Consider the following 22,202-nt stretch of genomic DNA (forward strand, 5'->3'; position numbering starts at 1 on the left):
ATATAAAATTTTAGCTATTGGACAGTTCCTGAAATTTGTAAATATGCCAGCGCACATTGCTATAACTGCTAAATCTTTGTGATTCTCTCTCCTCCTGACTCCTCCTGACTTAAACAACCAATATATCACTGTTTAACAGGATTTGATATCATATCATGTCCGCACTTTATTGTTTGTGTAAAACCAAGGGTGAATATCTACAGGAAATTTAAGTTGTTTCAAGCTTTTAAGCCTTCTTCCCTCTTCCTTCTTCCTTCTTCCTTACTTTCGCTATACAATACCGATGCTACCGGACATGATATCACACCCAAAACTCTGTAGGGGCACCATTCGGCAGCTTTGCGTCAGCAAATGGCCATTTGCCCCTACTTTATGGAATTTTAACCCCAAGCTGCTAAAAGCTGATAGCTGATAGCTAGTTAACGTAGGAAGAAATCATCAGCACTAATTTCTGCTTCGTTAGTTAAGGTAGCAAAATTACCACCTCCACCTAAACCAGCAGCACTACCATTAGCGTTATAGAACAAACGACCGTTTTCAGTGTTGTAGACAATAAACGCATCAGAAGTTCTTGCCGCTGCATTAGTGGTAACTATTGCAAACTCTGTTGCTACACTGAAACCATCACCTTGAATACTGGTAAGTGCAGTGAAAGTGTCTTTATCCAACAGAATAATATCTTTCCCTACAACAAAATCAGTAATTTCGTCTGTACCCACATCTGCTTGAGTAAACTCTTCATTGGTATTGAAAATAAAGCGGTCAATACTTGCACCACCTGTGAGTACGTCGTTACCAGCACCACCATTAAGGCGATCACGACCAATGCCACCACGAAGGGTATCGTTACCTGCACCTCCTAAGAGATGGTCAAAACCGGAGTTTCCTTCTATCAAATCATTACCTCGTATACCAAGCATGAGGTCGTTACCTGCACCACCCCTGAGAGTGTCATTGCCGTTATCACCGATTAGGCGATCGTCACCACTATTGCCCTTAATCAAATCCCTGCCATTACCACCTTGCAGAGTATCATTTTCACCAAGACCTTGTATGGTGTCATTGCCTCCAAAACCATTAAGGATATCTGGACCAGGGCCACCGGAAAGGAAGTCGTTTGTATTTCCACCTGCGAGGACACCAACAAAGGTAAAGTTGCTGACATTCAGGTTTATTTCTGTTTCAAAGGTAGCAACAATTTCTAAACTGTCTTCTTGGAAAAAGGTTAAGACAGTTTGATTTTGTGCATTAACATAAGTGGCAAAAGTACCATTACTGTTAACACCAAGTTGCTGTAGACGTGTTTCTACTTCTGTTAGATTGGAAAAGTCTTGCTCTAACTTAACTAGACCTATATTCCTTGCTACACTGCTGGTTGATTCATTGACAGTAACCTGTCTGAAGTTACTGTTTCGGAAATTTCCAAATATTCCGGTTTGGAACTGCAGTATATCTGTGGTTTCAAAGTCGCTAATAGTAATAGCTTGAGTTAATGAATTAAAGAAAATTGTGTCTATTACTCCAGTAGTGGCAGTAATTTCTGTGTCTGCAGTTGCTGTGGTTATTTGGGTAAAGTTAAAGTTAGCTTCTGTTAGCTCTACTTGGGATGCAAATTGACTGACAATTTCTACTTGAGTGCTACTTTCGGCAAATGCTAATATGCTACGACCTTGCTGGTTGGTATATTGAACGAATACTGGACTGTCTACTTGTAAACTAACTAGCAGTGTTTGTAGTTCTTGTATTGAGTTAATTTGTTGCTCAACAACCAGTAGACTTTGGTTTTGGATATCAATATTGGTGGTTAACTCAGTGACAGTTACACGACTGAATGTTGAATTGCTGAAACTACCGAATAGTGATGAATTGAAGTTTAAGGAGTCTGACTCACTAAAACCGACTATTCTACCACCAATTTCCTCTAAAGAATTGAATTGAATTACATTTTCAATCTCAGTGTTGAGGACAATTGTATTTGAGTTACTGATGACAACATTGACCTCTGATTCTGGTTCTTCTGGTTCTTCTGGTTCTTCTGGTTCTTCTGGTTCTTCTGGTTCTTCAACTTCAATAAAGTCTAAATTATTGACTGAGAAATCACCGAGATTTTGCAACTCTACTTCAAAGTCTTCTACTACTTCAAACTCACTACCATTGAACAATACTAACTGGGTGCGACCATCAATATTAGCTAATAGTATAACTGAGCGTTCACTTACCAGACTTACTAGACGTTCTTGCAGAACTTCTAAACTAGCAAAACTTTCCGACTCAAAAATCAAGAAATTTTCTTGAACTTCTTGAGTTATATCAGCAGTGATATTAATGCTGGTGAAATTTTCTACTGTGACATCAATATCTATGAGTATCTCAACATCAACTTCTAGCTGCTCTGTAGTCACATCAAATGGTCTGAACAAGTCTAAGTTCTCAATAGAGAAATCACTAATATTTTCTATCTCTATTTCTTGAATTAACTCAAATTCAGTACCATTGAACAATACTAATTGAGTTGTACCTTCAACCTCTGCTAATAGTAGAACCGAACGTTGACCTACTAGGAATGCTAGTCGTTGTTCGAGAACTAGAAAATTATCAAAACTTTCTTCGGTAAAAATTAAGAGAGTTTCTTGAACTTGTTGGGTAGAACCAATTTCGATATTAACGGTAGTGAAACTTTCTGCTGTGACTCCTAATGATTCTAAGAGGTTGGCATTAATTTCTATTCCATCAGCATCATCACCATTGTCTCCATCATCACCACCTATGATAAAGATATTATCTGTATCAAGTTCTACATCCGTTTCTTCATCAGTAGATAAGGTAGCAATAACTTCAACTATACCCTCTTGTGAAAAAGCGAAAACAGTATTGTCTGATTCATCGGTGTAAGTTAATAGGACTGAACCAGTTATGTTCAACTCACTTAGTCGTATTTCAACTTCTTCTATGGAAGCAAATATTTGGTCGATAACTAGAAAATTAGCATCTACTACCTGTTCAGAAGTGGTAAATACTGAAACTAATACTCTTGTTAAATCTTCATTTGTCAGACCACCAAAATCTTCTGACCGTAATTTGATAATGTCTGTATTATCGTCAAAGTCTTCAATTGTAAATCCGCCTTCAATTGTTTCCTGAATGAAAAATTCATCAGGATTATTTGTGGCAGAAATAGTATCATTATCTGCTGTAATTTGGATTTCATTTAAGAGACTCAGATTAACACTACTAAATAATTCTAAATCAGATAGAATCACATCAAATTCTTGAATAGTAGTAATTCCTTCTTGACTACCATCTGAGAATAGTAAAACAGTTTGACCATCAATATTAGCAACAGCTAGAACAGCATTATTAACAGCAAGAGTGCTTAATCTTTGAGCAAAAACTTCTATGCTGTCAAATTGTTCTGTGGCAAAAATGAGTAATTGTTCTGTTACCGGAGCGACATCATCAGCACCTATAACAATGGTATTTAGAGTATCTAAATCTACTCCTAATTGTTGAAGTATAGATACACTAATTGATACTTGACTTTGATTACTAATAAAGTCATCTGTGCTAATGTTCAGATTGGTCTCAATATCAAATGCTTCTAGGTTAGATACTATTTCGTACTCAGCAATAGTATTAACTTCATTGCCATCAAAGGAGGCTAAAAATGTGTTCTCTGCTGTACTGAATAAGAATAAAACTGTACTGCTAAATTCAATATCTACTAGCAATTCTTGCAGCACTGTAATATCAGTTATTTCTTGTGAAATAACGAAGAAATTAGCATCATCAATATCTAGATTATTTCCATCAGTTATTGATACTTCAATCTCTTCAATATTAATGCCCAACAATTCCAGTACAGATGATTCAACACTGATGATTCCTCCATCGTTAAAATCAATTACTGTACCATCATCATTAAATACAGGTGCATCAACTGTTACATACTTAAAATTATCAACACTTAATTCTCCTTTTTTAACTGAAACTCTGGCAATAATATCAGTTACATTATCTCGGACGTAAGCTAATGTACCTTTTTTACCATTGTCGTCCTCATCAAAAAAGATAATAGTTGGAAAATTTCCATTGATGTTGGCACCATCTAATAAATTTGCATTACTTAGTTGGACAGCTACATTATCCCTTTCAACATTAACAAATGTAACGAAATTTATTCCGCTAGTGTTATTGGGATCAAACACTTCTTGCAGAAAACCAATGGTATCATCATCAGCTTCTAGATCGCTAATTTCATCTATACCTTCACCAAGAGCTGTATAAAGAAAAATGTCATCACCGGAACCTCCACGAAGTTTATCGTTACCAGGCCCCCCAACAAGAACATCTTCGTCTTTCTTACCTTCTATATCGTCATCACCCTCATCACCAAAAATCAAGTCATTACCGTCATCACCCTTGATTTTATCTTCACCAGTACCACCAGAAATAGTATCATTATTTTTTCCACCTTTAATATCATCATCATCTTCCTGACCAAAAATCAAGTCATCATTATCTTTACCCTCGAGCTTATCTTCACCAGTACCACCAAGTATGGTATCATTCCCATCATCTCCATCTATATCATCATCGTCTGCTCCACCATCAATGAAGTCATCACCATCCTTACCATCAAGTTTATCCTCATCTCCAAAACCACGGATAATATCATTTTCATCTGTACCTTTGATTTTATCTTTTCCATTTGAACCAAAGAATTGAGCCATTTGTGTTTTTTTCTCCTTGATGAAACAATGCAAATTTGTTTGGAAATTTTTTGCAGTAATCTAATCTTTGACAAAAAAATTATTAGTCAAGATTAGATAAATTTTATTTAACATATTCAGGACTTACGCAGATTCATCTTGAAAACACGATCTGTAGGGGCGAATGGCATTGACTAACGTCAAGCTCCGCTAACGCCCTCCCTATCTGTAGAGTCTATGCGTAAGTCCTGATATTTATAGCGCTGTGCGCAGGCAACAGCTCCGGAAAGCAACAGCTCATCTGGGGGAATAAAAAACTGATAGTATAAGACTTTTAGCTATTGGACAGTTCTTGTAATTTGTAAATTATGCCAGCGCACATTGCTATATTTTTATTTTCTTGGGTAAGAGCTAGCAAAATTCCTAGATATTACTGTTTTTATCAATGACATTTCGTATAAATACGACTAGAAATATCTAAAGAATGTTCCAATTTTTCGCTGTTACAATGCACCCTTAAACTTATTTCCCTACACCATCTTACCCATTGGTGTTAAAAATGACAACTTTATTTATTATAGTTAATACTTTTCTATTAAAATTACCGAAAAATTTAGGTATAAAGCCTCTCCATTCATGGAGAAAAAAGGAAAAAAATCTTTTGCTCCAATCCTCTTATTTATAAGAATAGTTTATTAATGGATAATGGATAATTACCTCTCCCTCAAAGGAAGAGGGTTGACCAATAAGGAAAAAAAATATTCTCTTGGTCAATTGGATATAGCGTAGGTTTCCTCGCCATCCCTCGACCACTTTTTTCCCTTGAAAGGGGAGACTTTATACCTAAATTGTTTAATTATTTAATTGTTAATTATTCGGTAATTCTAAATTCTTAATTCTAAATTCTAAATTCTTAAACATGAATCCTGATGGTTTAAAACCCTTAAAGCTCTTAAAGTCCTTAAGTTAGTCTGATATGATAATTTTTCCGTTCTAAATTTATCAAGTAAAATCAGAGATTGACGCAATATAAAAGTATTTTTTCCCACTTCAACAATAAATATTTATAATCTAATCAATCTCCAAAAGCAGATTCCAATATACAAATCAAAAGAAAAATATTGACTTAGTAAACTATTGATGATATTATCAATTTTAAAAATATTTATAGTATCTATAGCGCTTCCCAAGGTTATGAGGTAGAGTTGTATTTTTGTCTTTTTATTCCCTGTTCCCTGTTCCCTGTTCCCTGTTTCCTAAAAGTTTCCAATATCTCACAACTCAAATCATATTGCTATATACAGCGGATTCCACTTTGGTGAGGTACACCCCTCGCGGGCAAGATGCCCGCACTACAAACATTTCATTATTAATATCTGTACCTCATATACTTGGAATGTGCTGTAACTTTAATTGTTAAGAAACCTAATAGTATTAATAAATTAAAAGCCGATCATAAAACTACAAACTCAAAAGGTGTTTTTCCTCAAAGTTGATTTTTTTCAAAATTGTTAACAGAAAAGAGCTTATATCATGTTCGGTTGAATACTTATAAATAAATGTTGTGAGGAGTCAGGAGTCAACCCACCCCTCGCCCCTCCCAGGAGGGAGGGGAAGAAAGAAGAAAAGAGGAAATATTGGAGAAAAGTAAAGATAATTTCAGTATTTCTTTGGTAGTGTCGATACTGTAAGTCATTAAATTTTATTTATAACTGACCCGTCCGAATATGATATTATTTTAAAAATAAACCAACTATTTGAAGAAATATTATGAGTGGTGCTTTATTAAACGGGCGCTATCGAATAATTAGGGAATTGGGGTCGGGAGGACAGGGAAGAACATTCCTCTGTCAAGATATGAGACTTGCAGGAAATCCCTATTGTGCCATCAAAAAACTTCGACCAGCAAACACTAACGACCCCACTCTTTTGAACAAGGCAAAGCGTTTATTCAGTCAGGAAATAGAAGCTTTAGGTAAAGTTGGACATCATCCCCAAATTCCCCGATTATTAGATACTTTTGAGGAAAATAATGAATTTTACCTAGCACAAGAATATGTTGAGGGGGTGTCTCTGAGTCAAGAGTTGCCTCCTGGTAAACCTTGGCAGGAAAATCAGGTAATAGAAATGCTGCGAGAAGTTTTGCAGATTCTCCAGTTTATTCACCAACAGGAGGTTATCCATCGAGATATTAAGCCTGACAATATTATTCGGCGCAATATAGATAATAAATTAGTACTGATAGATTTTGGCTGTCTCAAGCAAGTGGGTGATACTCAACTGACAACTCAGGGAGGAAAAGTATTATCGACAATGGCTGTAGGTACTCAAGGTTATATGGCTTCAGAACAACATCAGGGTAGGGCTTTTCCATGTAGTGACTTGTATGCATTGGGGATGATAGGTATCCAAGCGCTGACGGGGAAAAGTGCTATAGAACTCCAAATGAAGTATACAGAACCATTAAGTGGAGAAGTGCAGTGGCAACCACTAGCTCCTCATGTTAACTCACATCTTGTTGGTATTTTCAGTGAGATGGTTGCCTATCGAGCGAGCGATCGCTTCCAAAGTACAACAGAAGTGTTGCAAGTTTTACCAACAGTTTACCCAAAACCGACACCATTACCGCAACCAATACCATTACCGCAACCAACACCATTACCGCAACCAACACCATCACCGCAACCAAAGCGACGATCAAAAGCGCGTGGAATTATTGTTTTAGTTGCTTTTATCGGATTGATCTTTGTGCTAAGTCCAATCGCTTTCTCCTCGTTTCAAAATCAGGCAATTAAAGCCAAACAATCAGAAGCAAAACAATATATGAGTTCAATTAATAAAGGGCAACAAGCCTATTATGCAGAATATACAAGATTTTCAGATAACATAAATGATACAGGAATAGGCATTAAGTTAGAAACTGAAAATTACTCATACAATATTAGCAAAATAGATTCCAGTAGTCATGTCATCTCTACTGCTACTGCCAGGGACAAACGATTAAAAAGTTATTCTGGCATAGTTTATATAGTTAATGTTGGTAACGGTAAGATTACTGCATCAATGATTTGTGAAACTAACGAACCTTCATCAAGAGTACCTGATGATTTTAAGTCTGTAGATCAATGTCCGTCAGGCTCTTCTAAATTCAGATATTAAATCTGAATAAACATTTATAATTTCATTTTTTTGAGGGCGGGTTTTAGCTAAATTTACTTAATATAAATAGGTAATAATTTTGAGGTTCGACAAATATGAATTTATGTAAGTATTCAGCCACCAGCTATCAGCTTAAACAGTTGTCATTGCGACCGAAGGAAAGCAATTTTATAGGTTTTGTGAGATTGCTTCCTTCCACGGAGTGACCGTCGCAATGACGAATGTAGTGACCAATTCCCCGGATTCTATATAATACCTGAATGCTTATGAATTTCTAGCAAAACTCGCCCTTGATTCAAATTTTTAATTACTTGATTTACCGATAAATTGTGGTTTAAAGCCTCCCCTTTTAAGGGGATAATAAAGAAAAAATTTCATTATTAATCAATCCTCTTCTTTCAAGGAGAGGTAATTAGGGCTTGCTGAATAAATATAAAAGTATTGACATAGAAAGGTTTTAGCCTTTTTGGAACTTGAAAAAGTACAAGGTTTTCGTTCTAGCGAACTCAAAAAGCTAGGATTTTGGGTTGACTATCGCAGAAAAATCAAGGGATAATTCTTCCTACTGCCTCCTTTAAATTCCCCATTTCTCCTGTCTCCTGTCTTTCCCCTCCTGGGAGGGGCGAGGGGTGGGTTGTCTCCTGTCTCCTACAAAGAGCAAAAAGACTTTTTCAGCAAACCCTAATTATTCATTATTCATTATTAATTATTCATTATTCATTGTTGAAAGTGGGATTAGTCATGTAATACCAATTTGAAAAAAGAATGCTACAAAAAGGTAGACCTCGAACGGATATGCTTAAAAATAGCTATTCTAGTTAATTTTAGATAGTTATTTATATCGTTATTCCATTTTTTAAAATATTTATTCCTTCTTCCTTCTTCCCTCTTCCTTCTTTCTTACTTCTACCATTTGTAACAAACATTTATCAAATTGGTATAATATTATGTCGGCTAAGGAATAAAAATCTATGTCACCAAAATTTGAAAAACTACTACAGCAATTAGAAAGTGTAGAAAAATTTGTAGCAGCTAAATCTAATCAAGAACCTGATTTTGAAATAGTAGCTGAAGAATTAAAGCAATTAACAAATGTTCTAAAAGTAGGAAAAATTCGAGTCAATATTGTAAGTCGTTTTCCTGTATTAACAGCAGCATTAGAAAAGTTGATTAGCTCCCAATATTCTCTCTCATCCATCTACAATTTAAAAACAATTACCCCACCCACTCAACCTCAGCCTAGCTTACCTAATTTATCAGCCTCTTTAACTTTACAACCTTCCGTTACGACAGGAGAAAAACCCACTCCTTATCAACTATCAAATCAGCAAAAAGTTACAATTGGCAGACAGGAAAATTGTCAAATTTCTCTCTCCCATGAATGCACATTAGTCAGTAGAAATCATCTAGAAATTATCCCTAGATTAGAAAATTCCCAAAACTTAGTCTGGGAAATTCGTGACTTGAATAGTACACATGGAACCTATATTAATGGGGAGAAACTATTAGGGAATAGTCAAAAATTAAATCCTGGCGATCGCATCACTCTCGGCAGCTCTCAACATACTTTCAGAAGTCCTGAATTTCTATTTGAATGTGAATCTAAACCAGCAGTTATTCAGCAACCAAAGTTAGAGATTAATTTCAATAATTGTGAGATTTTGTGTTTAGTTATTAACCCTTCTCAACCTTTGGATGAACAGGATAAGCAGTTAATTGAAGCAGCAGTTAACACTCAGTTATTTAAGTTGGTTATTGTCTGGGATACCAGCGCTGAAAATCTGGCATCTCCTCTAGTTAAAAATAATATCTATATAGTTGAAACTTGGTTAAAGAGCTATAACTTCAGGGGTGAGTATCTAGTTCAAACCTATTTACAACTCCCACCTTTCCACCATTATAGTCAGGAACAATCATTAACCCAAATATTAACATCAAATTCTCAGTCAGATTACACCCATTTTTATCAAATTTGGGAAAAATTAGTAAATAGCAATCATCAGGAAATATTAAAAGAGCAAGTTCAGGCAAAAATGATATTACAACTAGGTAAATTAGATGATATCTTCAACAAAAAAGAAGCATTTTTAAAACAAGAAATTAAAAAAATAAATGCAGGATTAGCAGGGCAGAGTATAGAAGATTTTCAAGAACAAATAAATAGGGTTTCACAGCAAATTAATAGCGATATAAGTCAAACTATGCTACAAATTATAAACTTAGAGATTCCTTCTGCAAAAGCTAATTTGATTGAGGCTCATAGCCAGAATAGTTTACTATTTAAAATCAAAAACTTTATCGACAATTTGCAGATTACCATTAAAAAAAATGGCGAGCAATATGAGCTACATTTACATTCAGAACAAATGAGAGAAAATGACACCATACACAGTTATATAAATCGTCTTTGTATATCAGAATTAACCAATTGGTCATACCAAGAATGGCAGAAAATTTTGTATACCTATGCCAATGGTGGTTTAATGGGATTTGCTCAGAGAGCTTGTACAAATCTCAACTTTATACCATCCTTTGAATTATCAATTTCAGCCTTGACAATAACTCAACAAAATTTTGATGTTTATAAATGTTGGCAACAATCTTATGTAGAATTTACTCCAGATATTCCACCAGAGCAAAAAGCTAATTATCTAGTTGAGATTGGTAGATTTGGAGCAGGAGCAATGGGAATTACTTTGGGAAATCCCTTTCCTTTGATTACGAGTTTAATTAATGTGTTTGATAAAAATTCTGCCAAACAGTTTCACCAAGAACAACAAATAGAACCTTTAAAAAATAAGTTATGTGACTATTACCAATCTATAGGCAAGTCAATGGTAGAAAAACTAATGATACATCTTAACTATACTATCCAAATGGAAGAAAATTGCTTGAGTAAAACTATTCAAATCAAAGTAGATAAAATGATATCTCACCTGGCTAAATTTAAAAAGTCCGAGAAGAATACCAAGTTAAACTACAGAATTTACAGAAAGAAAAAATTGAACTAAATCAACGAATTAAAGGAGAGATATCTTAGATGTGAATAAGGTTTGTTTCATTGTCAATAGACGGGATTAATATCATGTCCGGTTGAATACTTATTATTAAGGTAGTAGGGGAGTAGGGGAGTAGGGGAGTAGGGGAGTAGGGGAGTAGGGGAGTAGGGAAAATAGGAAGATTTACTGTTTAAGCAAGAGGATAAGTTTTTTCATCACTGATTATCCGGACATGATATAATTTAATAAAAATAACAGCGATTACTTTTTATTTGGCTATATTATTGCTGCCTTTACAGGACAAACAATACATGAAATGATAACAGGTTGCTTAGTAGTCAAAAAACAATAGGAAGCAAAAATGTCAACAACAGAATATGGTGGTTTTTGGGATATAAATGCAGTCGGTTTAGTCAGTTTTATCGGGTTGCTCTTTGTGGCAGTTTACATTCGTATACTCCTCTCTGCTACAAATCAGGCCATTAAAGCGAAACAATCGGAAGAGAAACAATCAAAAGCCAAACAATATATTGCTTTAATGAATAAAGGACAACAAGCTTATTATGCAGAATGGGAAGAATTTTCAGATAACATCTCTAATTTAGGATTAGGCATCAGCTTAGAAACTAAAAGTTACTCATACGATATTAGAAAGATAAGTTCTAATCATTATGTCATCTCTACTGCTACTGCTAAAGACAAACAATTAAAAAGTTATTCTGGCATAGCTTATTTTGATGACGGTATTACTAAATCAATGATTTGTGAAACTGATGAACCCTCATTAACTGCACCTGATGATTTTGAACATTTTGATCGATGTCCATCAGGGTCTTCTGAATTATGATATTAGACATCTCCAATAATAAAAAATAAAATCAATTATCGTACATAAATTATCAATTATTTCCCCTCCTGGGAGGGCGAGGGAGTGGGTTCCCTACTCCCTACTCCCTACTCCCTTTTATTATCATTTATTGGTTAGCAAAAAAACTCAAAACATATGACAGAATTAAAAGCCAAAGTAAGAAAAGCAGTAATTCCAGCAGCAGGTTTTGGTACGCGGATGTTTCCAGCTACTAAAGTTGTCAAAAAAGAACTATTTCCCATCATCGATCGAGATGGTAAAGCAAAACCGATAATTCAAATAATTGTTGAAGAAGCCATAAGTGCAGGAATAGAGAATGTGGGAATAGTAATCCAAAAAAGCGATCGCCAAGTTTTTACAGATTTTTTTCAAGCTATCCCTAGTTATTATCAGAAACTTTCACCAGAAAAACAAGAATATTGTCAATATTTACAAAATTTAGGCAGTAAAATTACTCTATTAACTCAGTCAGAACAAGCTGGTTATGGTCATGCAGTTTTCTGTGCTAAAGAGTGGGTTGAAGATGAACCTTTTTTACTATTACTAGGAGATCATATTTATGCTTCTGAGGTAAAAAAATCTTGTGCAAGTCAAATTTTGCAAGTCTACGAACAGACCAATAAAAGTGTAATTGGGGTGAGAATAATACCAGGAGCAGAAATACATCATTATGGTTGTATTAGTGGGAGTTTAGTTGCCGATGGCATAATTAATATAGATACAATCTATGAAAAACCAGAACTCAATTATGCCAGACAAAAACTTCATGTGGCAGGAATGAAAGAAGATGAATTTATAGGAGTTTTTGGCATATATTTACTGACAGCCAAAATATTTGATTACCTAGAAGAAAATATCAAACAAAATGTTAGAGAAAAAGACGAGTTTCAACTGACATCTTGTTTAGATAAGTTGCAAAAAACAGAAGGAATGAACGGGTATTTGGTAAAAGGGAAATGCTTTGACACCGGAATGCCAGATGTGTATTGGCAGACAATGATTGATTTTCGTAATGCTTGATAGTATCATTGTAGAGAAAAATTCAGAAAACAAGGAAAAACTTACCCAAAAATTAAGGTATAAAGCCTCTCCATTCCTGGAGAAAAAAGCGGTCGAGGGATGCTGAGGAAACCTAGCCATATCCAATCGACCAAGACAGCGGTCGTTTGCGGAGCATTCCGTAGGATGGGATGCTGAGGAAACCTAGCCATATCCAATCGACCAAGAGAAAAAAAATTCCTTTTAACCCAATCCTATCCGTTTTCAAGGAGAGGTAATTCTAAATTCTAAATTCTAAATTCTAAATTCTTGAATATGACTCATTTTGGTCTCATTTGCCCTGCATCAGCAGGACACCTAAACCCAATGCTTCCCTTGGGGCAAGAATTGAAAAGGCGGGGTCATCGCGTTACTATGATCGGGATACTTGATGCTGAAGCTAAAACATTAGCAGCAGGATTAGAATTTCTGGCCTATGGTACAGAAGAATATCCTAAAGGAGCGATCGCAGAATCTTTGCAGAAGCTGAGTAAACTTAGCGGGTTAGCTGCCTTTCGCTATACCATTAAGCTGTTTAAAGAAGGGACAAATGTTTTGCTTCGGGATGCTCCGCAAGTTATCAAAAATGCTGGCGTAGATGCTTTGCTAATTGACCAAGCTTCATCAGGAGGCTCGATCGCCGATTTTCTCAACATTCCTTTTATCACTATCTGCAATGCATTAGTATTAAATCAAGATGAGAATGTCCCCCCTTTTTTTACCAACTGGAAATATAGCACTGCCTGGTGGGCCAAATTCCGTAATCAAGCTGGTTATGCTTTACAGAAACGCCTGGCAAAATCTATTAGGGAAGTAATAGCTGAGTATCGTCGCCAATGGAATTTACCCGTATACACTCAACTTAGTGATACTTATTCTCAACTAGCTCAAATTAGTCAGCAACCTGCTGAGTTAGAATTTCCTAGGAAAAATTTGCCCCAGTGGTTTCATTTTACTGGACCCTATCATTGTTCCAGTAGTCGAGAACCTGTTTCCTTTCCCTGGGATAATTTGACAGGAAAACCTTTGATTTATGCTTCTATGGGAACTGTGCAAAATCGTCTGATTGATGTCTTTTATAAAATTGCAGCAGCTTGTGATGGGTTAGATGCTCAGTTAGTAATTTCTCTGGGGGGGTCTGCGACTCCAGAATCTTTACCCAACTTGCCAGGAAGTCCTTTAGTTGTGGAATATGCACCCCAGTTAGAGTTGCTCAAGAAAGTCACTCTTACTATTACTCATGCAGGTATGAATACAACTTTGGAATGTTTAAATAATGCAGTGCCAATGGTTGCTATTCCTATTGCTAACGACCAACCAGGGGTAGCAGCACGCATTGCTTGGACTGGAGCAGGGGAAGTTGTACCTCTCAAACAGATAACTGTGCCTCGGTTACAAAAAGCTATTTCCCAGGTATTGACACAACCTTCGTATAAAGAAAATGCTTTGAGACTACAGTCAGCAATTCAGCGATCGGGTGGAGTAACTCGTGCTGCTAATATTATTGAACAAGCAGTATCTACAGGAAAACCAGTCTTAGCTGAAGCTATAAACTAGAATTGGCTATTTTTTAATCTTGCTCTGTCAAAAATTCCATCTTTTGAAGTTAAATAATTAGACAATTATGAACACAACCGATCTAATCTAAGAATGGATAATATCATGTTCGGTTGAATAGTTATGATTAGGATATAGATGGAAGAGATACCTCAAACCCTTGAGATTGCTTCCTTCCACTCCGTTCCAGTCGCAATGACTTTATAGTTAGTGTTTATCCGAACATGATATAAATTTACAAAATTACCAGATCATATGCAATTTAATACTTTCAGGACTTACGCAGAACCACCATATCTGGTAGGGGCGAACGGCCGTTCGCCCCTACAAATGGTGTATAACTTGATATTTTGCGTAAGTCCTGACTTTAATAGACCTCCTAGCTGAATGCAGTTTATTAGAGTTGTCGCTAAATAAAGGAAAAAAATCGCTCTAACCTAGACAGAGCAATAATTCCAAGTTTTTTTCTCCAATAGCTACAATCCTTACAGAACAAGGTTTTTGGGGATTTTTAAGCTATAAAGCGACAAGTCTATTATTCTAGTCTAAATGACTTGTGGTTATCTTGGGGAAGATAACCCCGATGGAGATAGGTTTGAGATTCCATCGGGTATCTCATTTCAGGAGCAGACTTTTATTGATTGTCCTGATTAATGCAACTATCTGGTTTATTGCCAAAAGTTTCAAAATTAGAAGAACTTTTGTTTAGTTCAATTCTAATGCTTTTCGGAAATTCGATTTCCAGTATAAAACTAGATGGTGGCACGGGAAAAAAAACAGTTGATAATCGTACAATCAGTATAATCGTATTGATCAATAATTTTTTTCTTTTGTTGCTTGACAGTTTTCTTTGGTTGTGGTTCCATAGATATCTTCTCCTCAATTTTCTAAAATTGCTTACTACGCAACGTTTTCAGAAGATTATTTATGCCAAAGACTTGACAAACAGTGAAAAACTATGTAAATTAGGGAATGTAGGGATTTTATGCTTAAAATCTACTACCTAAAATACTTTTCACAGTATTTGCCATAGTATTGGCACAAAAGAAAATAGGGGCAAAAGCACTCGTTAGGTCTCGCAAACTTTTACTGGGTGCTTTTGTTACCTTGTTTTAACTACTTACAATCAATAGTACCTCCTTCCTTGTAATAAGTCAATACACAAATAGTAAAGCTATCAGGTTAAGCTCCTCATACTATACCTCAAAAGGAATAAGGTGGGATAATTTCCTTCCCGGAAATAAAGCTAGTTTGAGTTACTATCCAATACTAATACATTATATCGTTCGTCCTCAACCTTCCTGGTTCTGCTCTATATCTACTATTTCTATCAGAATTTCTTATGTTTCGCAAGTTCTTTTGTGAAAATAAGTTTAGTAGTGAAAAAGTTGTGTCAGGAGGCTAGATGAGTAGAGAAAACCGTATATTGTTGTTCTAGTTTTCAGCAATACTTAACTGCACAAGACCGTTTTTATGTTTCCTCACTTAATTTATCGGTATATTGCAAAGAAGCTGTATTTTAATGTTGACTTTTACATCCTAAGATACTGAATGATACCGAAGTTAATACAATTTTCATACGGTAGCCTTCTTAGATTTGTTACAGGACACTTACTATTGTCTGCAATTTTTTTGTTTTATGGGGTGACATTTATCCTTACAAAGCGTGAAATTTATCTATATAAATTAGTGACATAAATCACTGATAAAATACACATTAACTGAACACCTTTCAGACTAAATCCCTTTACATACTTTGCATTAAATCCGGTCACTATAGACCGAAATTTTAGTTGAGAAAAGCTTTATATATATAGATTGTAGTTGACTTATATGTGGTCTAGCCAAACGGATTGGTATTATATAAAATTTAGGATCAACTTAAAATTTTAGCTAATCAATTCTTTTTTGAGCAGGAATAGTTTCGCAGCCAATTTCATAATTATCCCCATCTAATCTGATGATGGAGGAGGTATACAAATTTGGGGATTTTGTGCTAATAACATTATTTCTACTATAACCTACGGAATGTGGGTTGAAATCCTTTACAGTCAATAGTTTTTACTTGAGCTAATAGCAGAATGTATATTAAAATGGAATCTCAATAACAAATTCTACCCCTTGCCCTGGTACAGAATTACATATTAGTTTTCCTTTGTGTTTTTCGACAATAATTGAATAACTAATTGACAAACCTAAACCTGTACCAGTACCTACTGATTTAGTCGTAAAAAATGGGTCGAATATCTTCTGTTGAATTTCTGGGGAAATGCTAGGACCATTGTTACTAATTTTGATTTGTACAGTTCGGTCTTTGGTTACTTTTGTGCTAATTTTAATGGTTGGTTTTTCACTATACCCACTATCTTTTTTCCTCATATCTTCTAGGGCATCAATACCATTATTAATAATATTCATAAATACTTGATTTAGTTGGGAGGGGTAACAATTAATTCGTGGTAAAGAGGCATATTTTTGACTATTTTTATTTCTGATTTATTTCTCTGAAAGTTGAGTCTATTTTGTAAAATTAGTAGAGTGCTATCAATACCATCATGGATATCTACAGGTTTCATATCTGACTCGTCTAATCTCGAAAAATTCCGTAGAGAAAGTACTATTTTGCTAATTCTTTCGACTCCTATTTCCATTGAATGTAGTAATTTATCCAAATCTTGAATTAAAAAATTTAAGTCTATTTCTTCAATTATTTCTTTGATTTTAGCTGTGGGATTAGGATATTCCTGTTGATAAATATTGATTAAATCTAGTAAATCTTGACTATATTCAGCTACATGGTTAATATTGCCAGAGATAAAAGTAATAGGATTATTGATTTCGTGAGCAATTCCTGCTACCATCTGCCCTAAACTAGACATTTTTTCTGTCTGAATTAATTGGGATTGGGTATTTTGAAGTTTTTTAATAGTTTCAGATAAATGTAGATTTTTTTCGTTTAATTCTTCTGTGCGTTCTTTTACTTTTTCTTCTAAAGTGCGACTATATTCTTCTAGTTGATTTTTAGCTGTAGATAAGTTTTCATAAAGCTTGGCATTTTCGAGGGAGAAAGCTGCTTGAGTAGTCAGAACTTTTAATACTTCTAGGCGATACTCAGTAAACGCTCCAACTGTTAAATTATTTTCTAAATATAGTATGCCAATAAATTGACTGCGATTAATAATAGGAATGCATAAAATACTCTTGGGTTGATAATTTTGAATATAAGGATCGGCGGCAAATTGAGTTTCATTAGTGGCGTTATCTAGTACAACAGTTTTTTGAGTACGCGCCACATAATAAATCAGGGAATTTGGAAGCTCGTTTGTTGAGTCTAGAGGGACAGATTGTTTTGATTTTAGTTGTATTTCTTCAGAGGAATTATTCTCACGAATAGCTTTAGCTTTTATGACCCATTTTCCTGTTTCGAGAAGGATTAAATAACTTTTTTGAGCGCCAGCATTTTCTAGGGTAACTCGCATCAAAACTGAGAATAAATTTTCTAGTTTTATTTCTCCTGAAATAGCTTGGGTTGCTTTCATTACACTATTGAAGTCAAGTAGAAGGGAACTATCAGTGTGTGTGTAAGTGACTGTTTCTTGAGTAATGTTGCAAGTAAAGTTAGAATCTTGCTGTAGAATAGGTTTGAGTAGTTCACCGTAGGATTTTTCTAGGTGTTTAACTTTAGCAACTGCGCCCCACTGAGCATAAGCGTAGTAAGCTTTGATGAGATATGCTTGGGCAATAGTTTCCTTATTCCACTCTAGGTAAAATTTAGCTGCAAGTTCTTTACCGAGAGCTTCTTCTTGAATGTATTCGTTTTCTTGCGCTCCGGCGATCGCTTGTTCATAAAGTTCAATTGCTGCGATATAGTTACAAAGTACTCGATGTTTTTCTGCTTCTACTAAATGAAATTTATGTAAAAAGTTCATAGGAGCATGGTCTGCCCAGATTTTCATTTGTTCCTGGTTTGAGGTTACTTCTTCTAACCACTGCTGTTGTTGTTCCTTAGAAGCTTCATTGTAGAGAGCAAGTCTGCTCAAAGAATCATAAAAGTACAAAAGTACTTGAATATATTGAGAAGTAAATAGATGGAGATATGATTGTGTTGCGATAGAGATTGTTAAAGATTTCTGATACTCGCCAAACAAATAACATAAAGAAAGTTTGTGCAAATTTAGATATACCAGTGTTTGGTCTTGAGATTTTATTTTTGTCTCATCAAAAGCTTCGCCAACTAAAATACAGGGATTTTCACAGTGGTCGGTTAAGTTCAGAATAGTCTGTTGAATTATTTGCAACCTCCCTAGAGAATCTTCTTGTTTCATTTGAGCAACGGTATCAATAGCATTATTGAGCTTTAGAGTAAGTTCTGTTAATTCTAATCCACTGTAGAAAGCATGAAAATAGTGAAACAAGAGACTATAACTAGCAAATTCTAAATCTCCTCTAGATAATGAAAGGGAGTAATATTCTAAGAATGAAGGTAAACTATTTCGCAAGTGTTCTTGCCAATGACGAAGGTGCATATTTGTTACTGCTACTCCTTTGAGAGCATTTCCACCACAAGACTCAAATACACTTTCTGTTATCTGAGACAATTCATAAGACGCTTTAATTTCTCCCTGACTCCAAAGCATAATTCCATAACAGCAATATCCATAAGCGGAAGCAGATGTATTTCCCCACTTGACAGACAAAGTGATGAGAGCAAAAACTACACTTGACCATAGAGGTGAACCACTCACAAAAGCTGCTGCTCCAATTAATTCCATAATTTGCATCAAGGCCAGCTTTTCAGGATTTGTCATCTTTGGCAATTGTTTGAGGTCTTCAGTAGAGCGATCGCTCAGAAATAACTTGACTTCTTCAATACCAGCAAGCAAGTCTGCTTCTTCTGGTCTAGGGGATAATTCTAATCCCAAATCTTTAATCGCAACTATTGCTAGATCGATACCTTGGGAAAATTGGTACTGAGCAAATTCAGTCTGAATTTTGGCGATGAAAACTGGAACTTGGTCTAATAAATTCTTCGCTTGTTGCTGTACAATTTGAGCTAGTTGTTCCATCTGCTCATAGTCGCCGATCAAATACCTAGCTTCTACTGCTTCTAAATATAGAGCTAATGTTAATTCGTAATTCGTTTCCCAACTATTAGTTGTTAATAATTCTAGTCCTGTATTTAGATAGTCAACTGTGGCGTTATAAGCAGTAGAAGCTTTTGCTTTGCGACTTGCTATTAGGTTGAGTTGAGCGAGTTGTTCTCGTTCAGTGGGATGAGAAATTAAATCTATTCCATAGTTCAACTGATTAACAATATCAAAAATTTTCTCTTGTCTTTCCGTTTCTGGAATATTTTCTAATAATAATTTTCCTATTTTCAGATGAGTTAATTGTTTTTGTGTTTCTGGGATTAACAAATAAGCTGCCTGTTGGACGCGGTCGTGCAAAAATTTATAACTAGCATCAGCTTCTATTGCAGTAAAAGATGTAAATATATTTGACTCTTCTGTATGATAAAATTTATAGACTTCGGTAACAGGTAAAATTAATCCTTCTGGCAATGCCTCCCACAAATCCTGTGCTGTTTCTGTGACAGATTTTTCATAAATAATAGCTAAAGTTTCTAAGGTGAATTTATTGCCAATACAAGCTGCTAATTTTATTACATCCTGGGTCGCTGGTGATAATTTTTGTAGGCGACTTGCCATAAATTCTACAACGTCATCTGTGGCAGACAATAACTTTACTTGAGCAACATTGCATTCCCAATAACCCGCTTCATAATTAAAGGTAATTAATCCTTCTTCATACAGTGCTTTCAGAAATTGAGTGATAAAGAAAGGATTTCCTTTTGTTTTTTGATGGACTAATTTTGCCAAAGGAAATGCTAACTCCAAAGAGCAATGTAAAGTGTCTGCTATTAAGGGGTTTAAATCAAAAGTTAATTCTAGCGGTCTTAAAGTAATAGTATTAACAATTGCCGATGTTTTAGTAATTTCTTCTAATGTTAATATGAAGGGATGAGTAGGACTTACTTCATTATCCCGATAAGCTCCCAATAATAATAAATATTGACTATTTTTGTCACTCATCAACAGTTGCATTAACTTCAATGAAGCAGTATCTGCCCACTGTAAATCATCTAAAAAGATAGCTACAGGATGCTCTTTTGTTGTAAATGTTTGAATGAATTTTAAAAATACTAAATTAAACCGATTTTGAGTAGCAGTTCCTGATAATTCTGCCACTGCAGGTTGAGAACCAATAATATATTCTAATTCGGGAATAACTTCAATAATAACTTGCCCATTTTCACCCAATGCTGAGAGGATTTTAGTTTTCCATTCCTCTAATTGAGTTTCCGTTTCACTCAACAATTGCCCCATCAAATCGCGAAATGCTTGGACAAAAGCACTAAGGGGAATATTGCGTTGAAGTTGGTCAAATTTACCTTTAATAAAGTAGCCTCGTTGCCGGACTATTGGTTTATGAACTTCATTAACTACTGCAGTTTTACCAATTCCTGAAAAACCAGCAACTAACATTATTTCAGAGCCTCCCCGAAGATATCCCCCTCCCGTCCCCTTTGTAATCCCTCTCCCGTCCCCCTGGTTTATCCCCCTCCCGTCCCCCTTGGAAATCCGCCTCCCGTCCCCCTGGTTTATCCCCCTCCCGTCCCCCTTGGAAAGGAGGCCAGATGTTGCTGCGCTTTTTGTTGAACGGGGGAAGCCAGAGGATGCTGCGCTTTGGCTTTGATGGGGGATTGAGGGGATTGCAACTCTTTCAAAAGCATCTAATAAACTTTTAACTTCTGCTTGGCGACCATAGAGTTTTTCTGGTATGGTGAAACGGTCAGAAATATCCCGACTTCCTAACTCAAAAATGACAAAATTTCCTGTTTTTTGCCAAGATTTTAAACAGGTTTCTAAATCATATTTTAATCCCAAAATATTCTGATAGCGGTCTTCAGGATTTTTCGCTATCATTTTCAAAATAATATTACTTACCATCAGAGGTATTTCCGAATTTAACTCACAAGGAGAAGTAGGTTTTTTAGCAATGTGACAGTAAACTAATTCCATTGGGTCAGTTGATAAAAAAGGTAGTTTACCTGTGAGTATTTCATAGAATGTAATTCCTAAAGAATAAATATCACTACGGTAGTCTATACCCCGATTCATTCTTCCTGTTTGTTCTGGAGACATATATGCGAGAGTACCTTCCAGAACATTAGGGTTAATAAATTCTTGGTTTTCTCTTGGTAATAATGTGGAAATACTAAAGTCAATTAATTTGATATCTCCAGTGTCTGGATTAATGACAATATTTGAGGGTTTAATATCTTTATGAATAATCTGATGATGATATAATCCTTCTAAAATTTTTACTATAGAAATAGCAATATTAAGAAAGTCTGGCAGGCTAAGTTTTTTATTAGTCAGGTATTTTTTGAGAGAAATTGCTCCAGTATCCTCCATAATTAGAGCATAACTATTACCATACTTTTCTAAGCATAGAGATTTGACAATTCCCGGTAAATTAAGATTTTTAGTAATTGTATATTGATGGCGAAACTGTAATAATTCAGAAAAGGTAGGGTATTCTTTATTGATAACTTTGATAACTACTGGTTGTTTATTTGTGGTAGTTAGTCCGCGATAAACAGTAGTTCTTATGCCTGTATAAATTTGTTGATTTATTTGATAATTAGGTAGTTTAATCATGGGAAAATTAATAAATTTATTGTTCTATAGGAACCATAGAAGTTATAACAACCAACACCTTTTTACTTCTTATTTAATCTATACTAACGCAGGCATTATTAAACTATCAAACTTAGCAAATATTATATTATAACTTATGAATAAGTCT

8 protein-coding genes are annotated in these 22,202 nt (G+C 35.2%); 5 read left to right on the forward strand and 3 right to left on the reverse strand.

Translation table 11 applies throughout. The features are described from left to right. Window positions 1-419: 419 nt before the first annotated feature. The gene (locus SAGCYANO_RS33625; RefSeq protein ID WP_202224018.1) at window positions 420-4,730 is read right to left on the reverse strand and encodes a calcium-binding protein; all 4,311 of its coding nucleotides are present in this window, start codon (window positions 4,728-4,730) and stop codon (window positions 420-422) included. Window positions 4,731-6,479: 1,749 nt separating this feature from the next. Here SAGCYANO_RS33625 and SAGCYANO_RS33630 point away from each other — a divergent pair. The 5 genes from SAGCYANO_RS33630 (at window position 6,480) to SAGCYANO_RS33650 (ending at window position 14,330) form a co-directional block, all read left to right on the forward strand. Next, window positions 6,480-7,868 carry a type IV pilin-like G/H family protein gene (locus tag SAGCYANO_RS33630; protein ID WP_202224019.1) on the forward strand — a complete coding sequence of 463 codons (1,389 nt, stop codon included), beginning with the start codon at window positions 6,480-6,482 and terminating at the stop codon, window positions 7,866-7,868. 971 nt (window positions 7,869-8,839) lie between these two features. Continuing rightward, a complete protein-coding gene (locus tag SAGCYANO_RS33635; protein WP_202224020.1) occupies window positions 8,840-10,879 on the forward strand; it encodes an FHA domain-containing protein in 2,040 nt (679 codons plus the stop codon). Between the two features lie 349 nt (window positions 10,880-11,228). After that, window positions 11,229-11,714: a type IV pilin-like G/H family protein gene (locus SAGCYANO_RS33640; protein ID WP_202224021.1), complete on the forward strand. Its 486-nt coding sequence runs from the start codon at window positions 11,229-11,231 to the stop codon at window positions 11,712-11,714. 156 nt (window positions 11,715-11,870) lie between these two features. Beyond that, window positions 11,871-12,755 carry a UTP--glucose-1-phosphate uridylyltransferase gene (locus tag SAGCYANO_RS33645; protein ID WP_202224022.1) on the forward strand — a complete coding sequence of 295 codons (885 nt, stop codon included), beginning with the start codon at window positions 11,871-11,873 and terminating at the stop codon, window positions 12,753-12,755. A 345-nt stretch (window positions 12,756-13,100) separates the two neighbouring features. Further along, a complete protein-coding gene (locus tag SAGCYANO_RS33650; protein WP_375340043.1) occupies window positions 13,101-14,330 on the forward strand; it encodes a glycosyltransferase in 1,230 nt (409 codons plus the stop codon). Window positions 14,331-16,418: 2,088 nt separating this feature from the next. Here the strand turns inward: SAGCYANO_RS33650 and SAGCYANO_RS33655 are convergent. Together SAGCYANO_RS33655 and SAGCYANO_RS33660 are read right to left on the reverse strand one after the other, a co-directional pair. Continuing rightward, complete coding sequence (locus tag SAGCYANO_RS33655) at window positions 16,419-16,748, reverse strand: sensor histidine kinase (RefSeq protein ID WP_202224024.1); 330 nt, start codon at window positions 16,746-16,748, stop codon at window positions 16,419-16,421. An 11-nt stretch (window positions 16,749-16,759) separates the two neighbouring features. Further along, entirely contained in the window at window positions 16,760-22,054 is a 5,295-nt protein-coding gene (locus tag SAGCYANO_RS33660) for an ATP-binding sensor histidine kinase (RefSeq protein WP_202224025.1), read from the reverse strand. Window positions 22,055-22,202 lie beyond the last annotated feature (148 nt).

Source organism: Okeania sp. KiyG1 (assembly GCF_014132355.1).
Lineage (GTDB): Bacteria > Cyanobacteriota > Cyanobacteriia > Cyanobacteriales > Microcoleaceae > Okeania.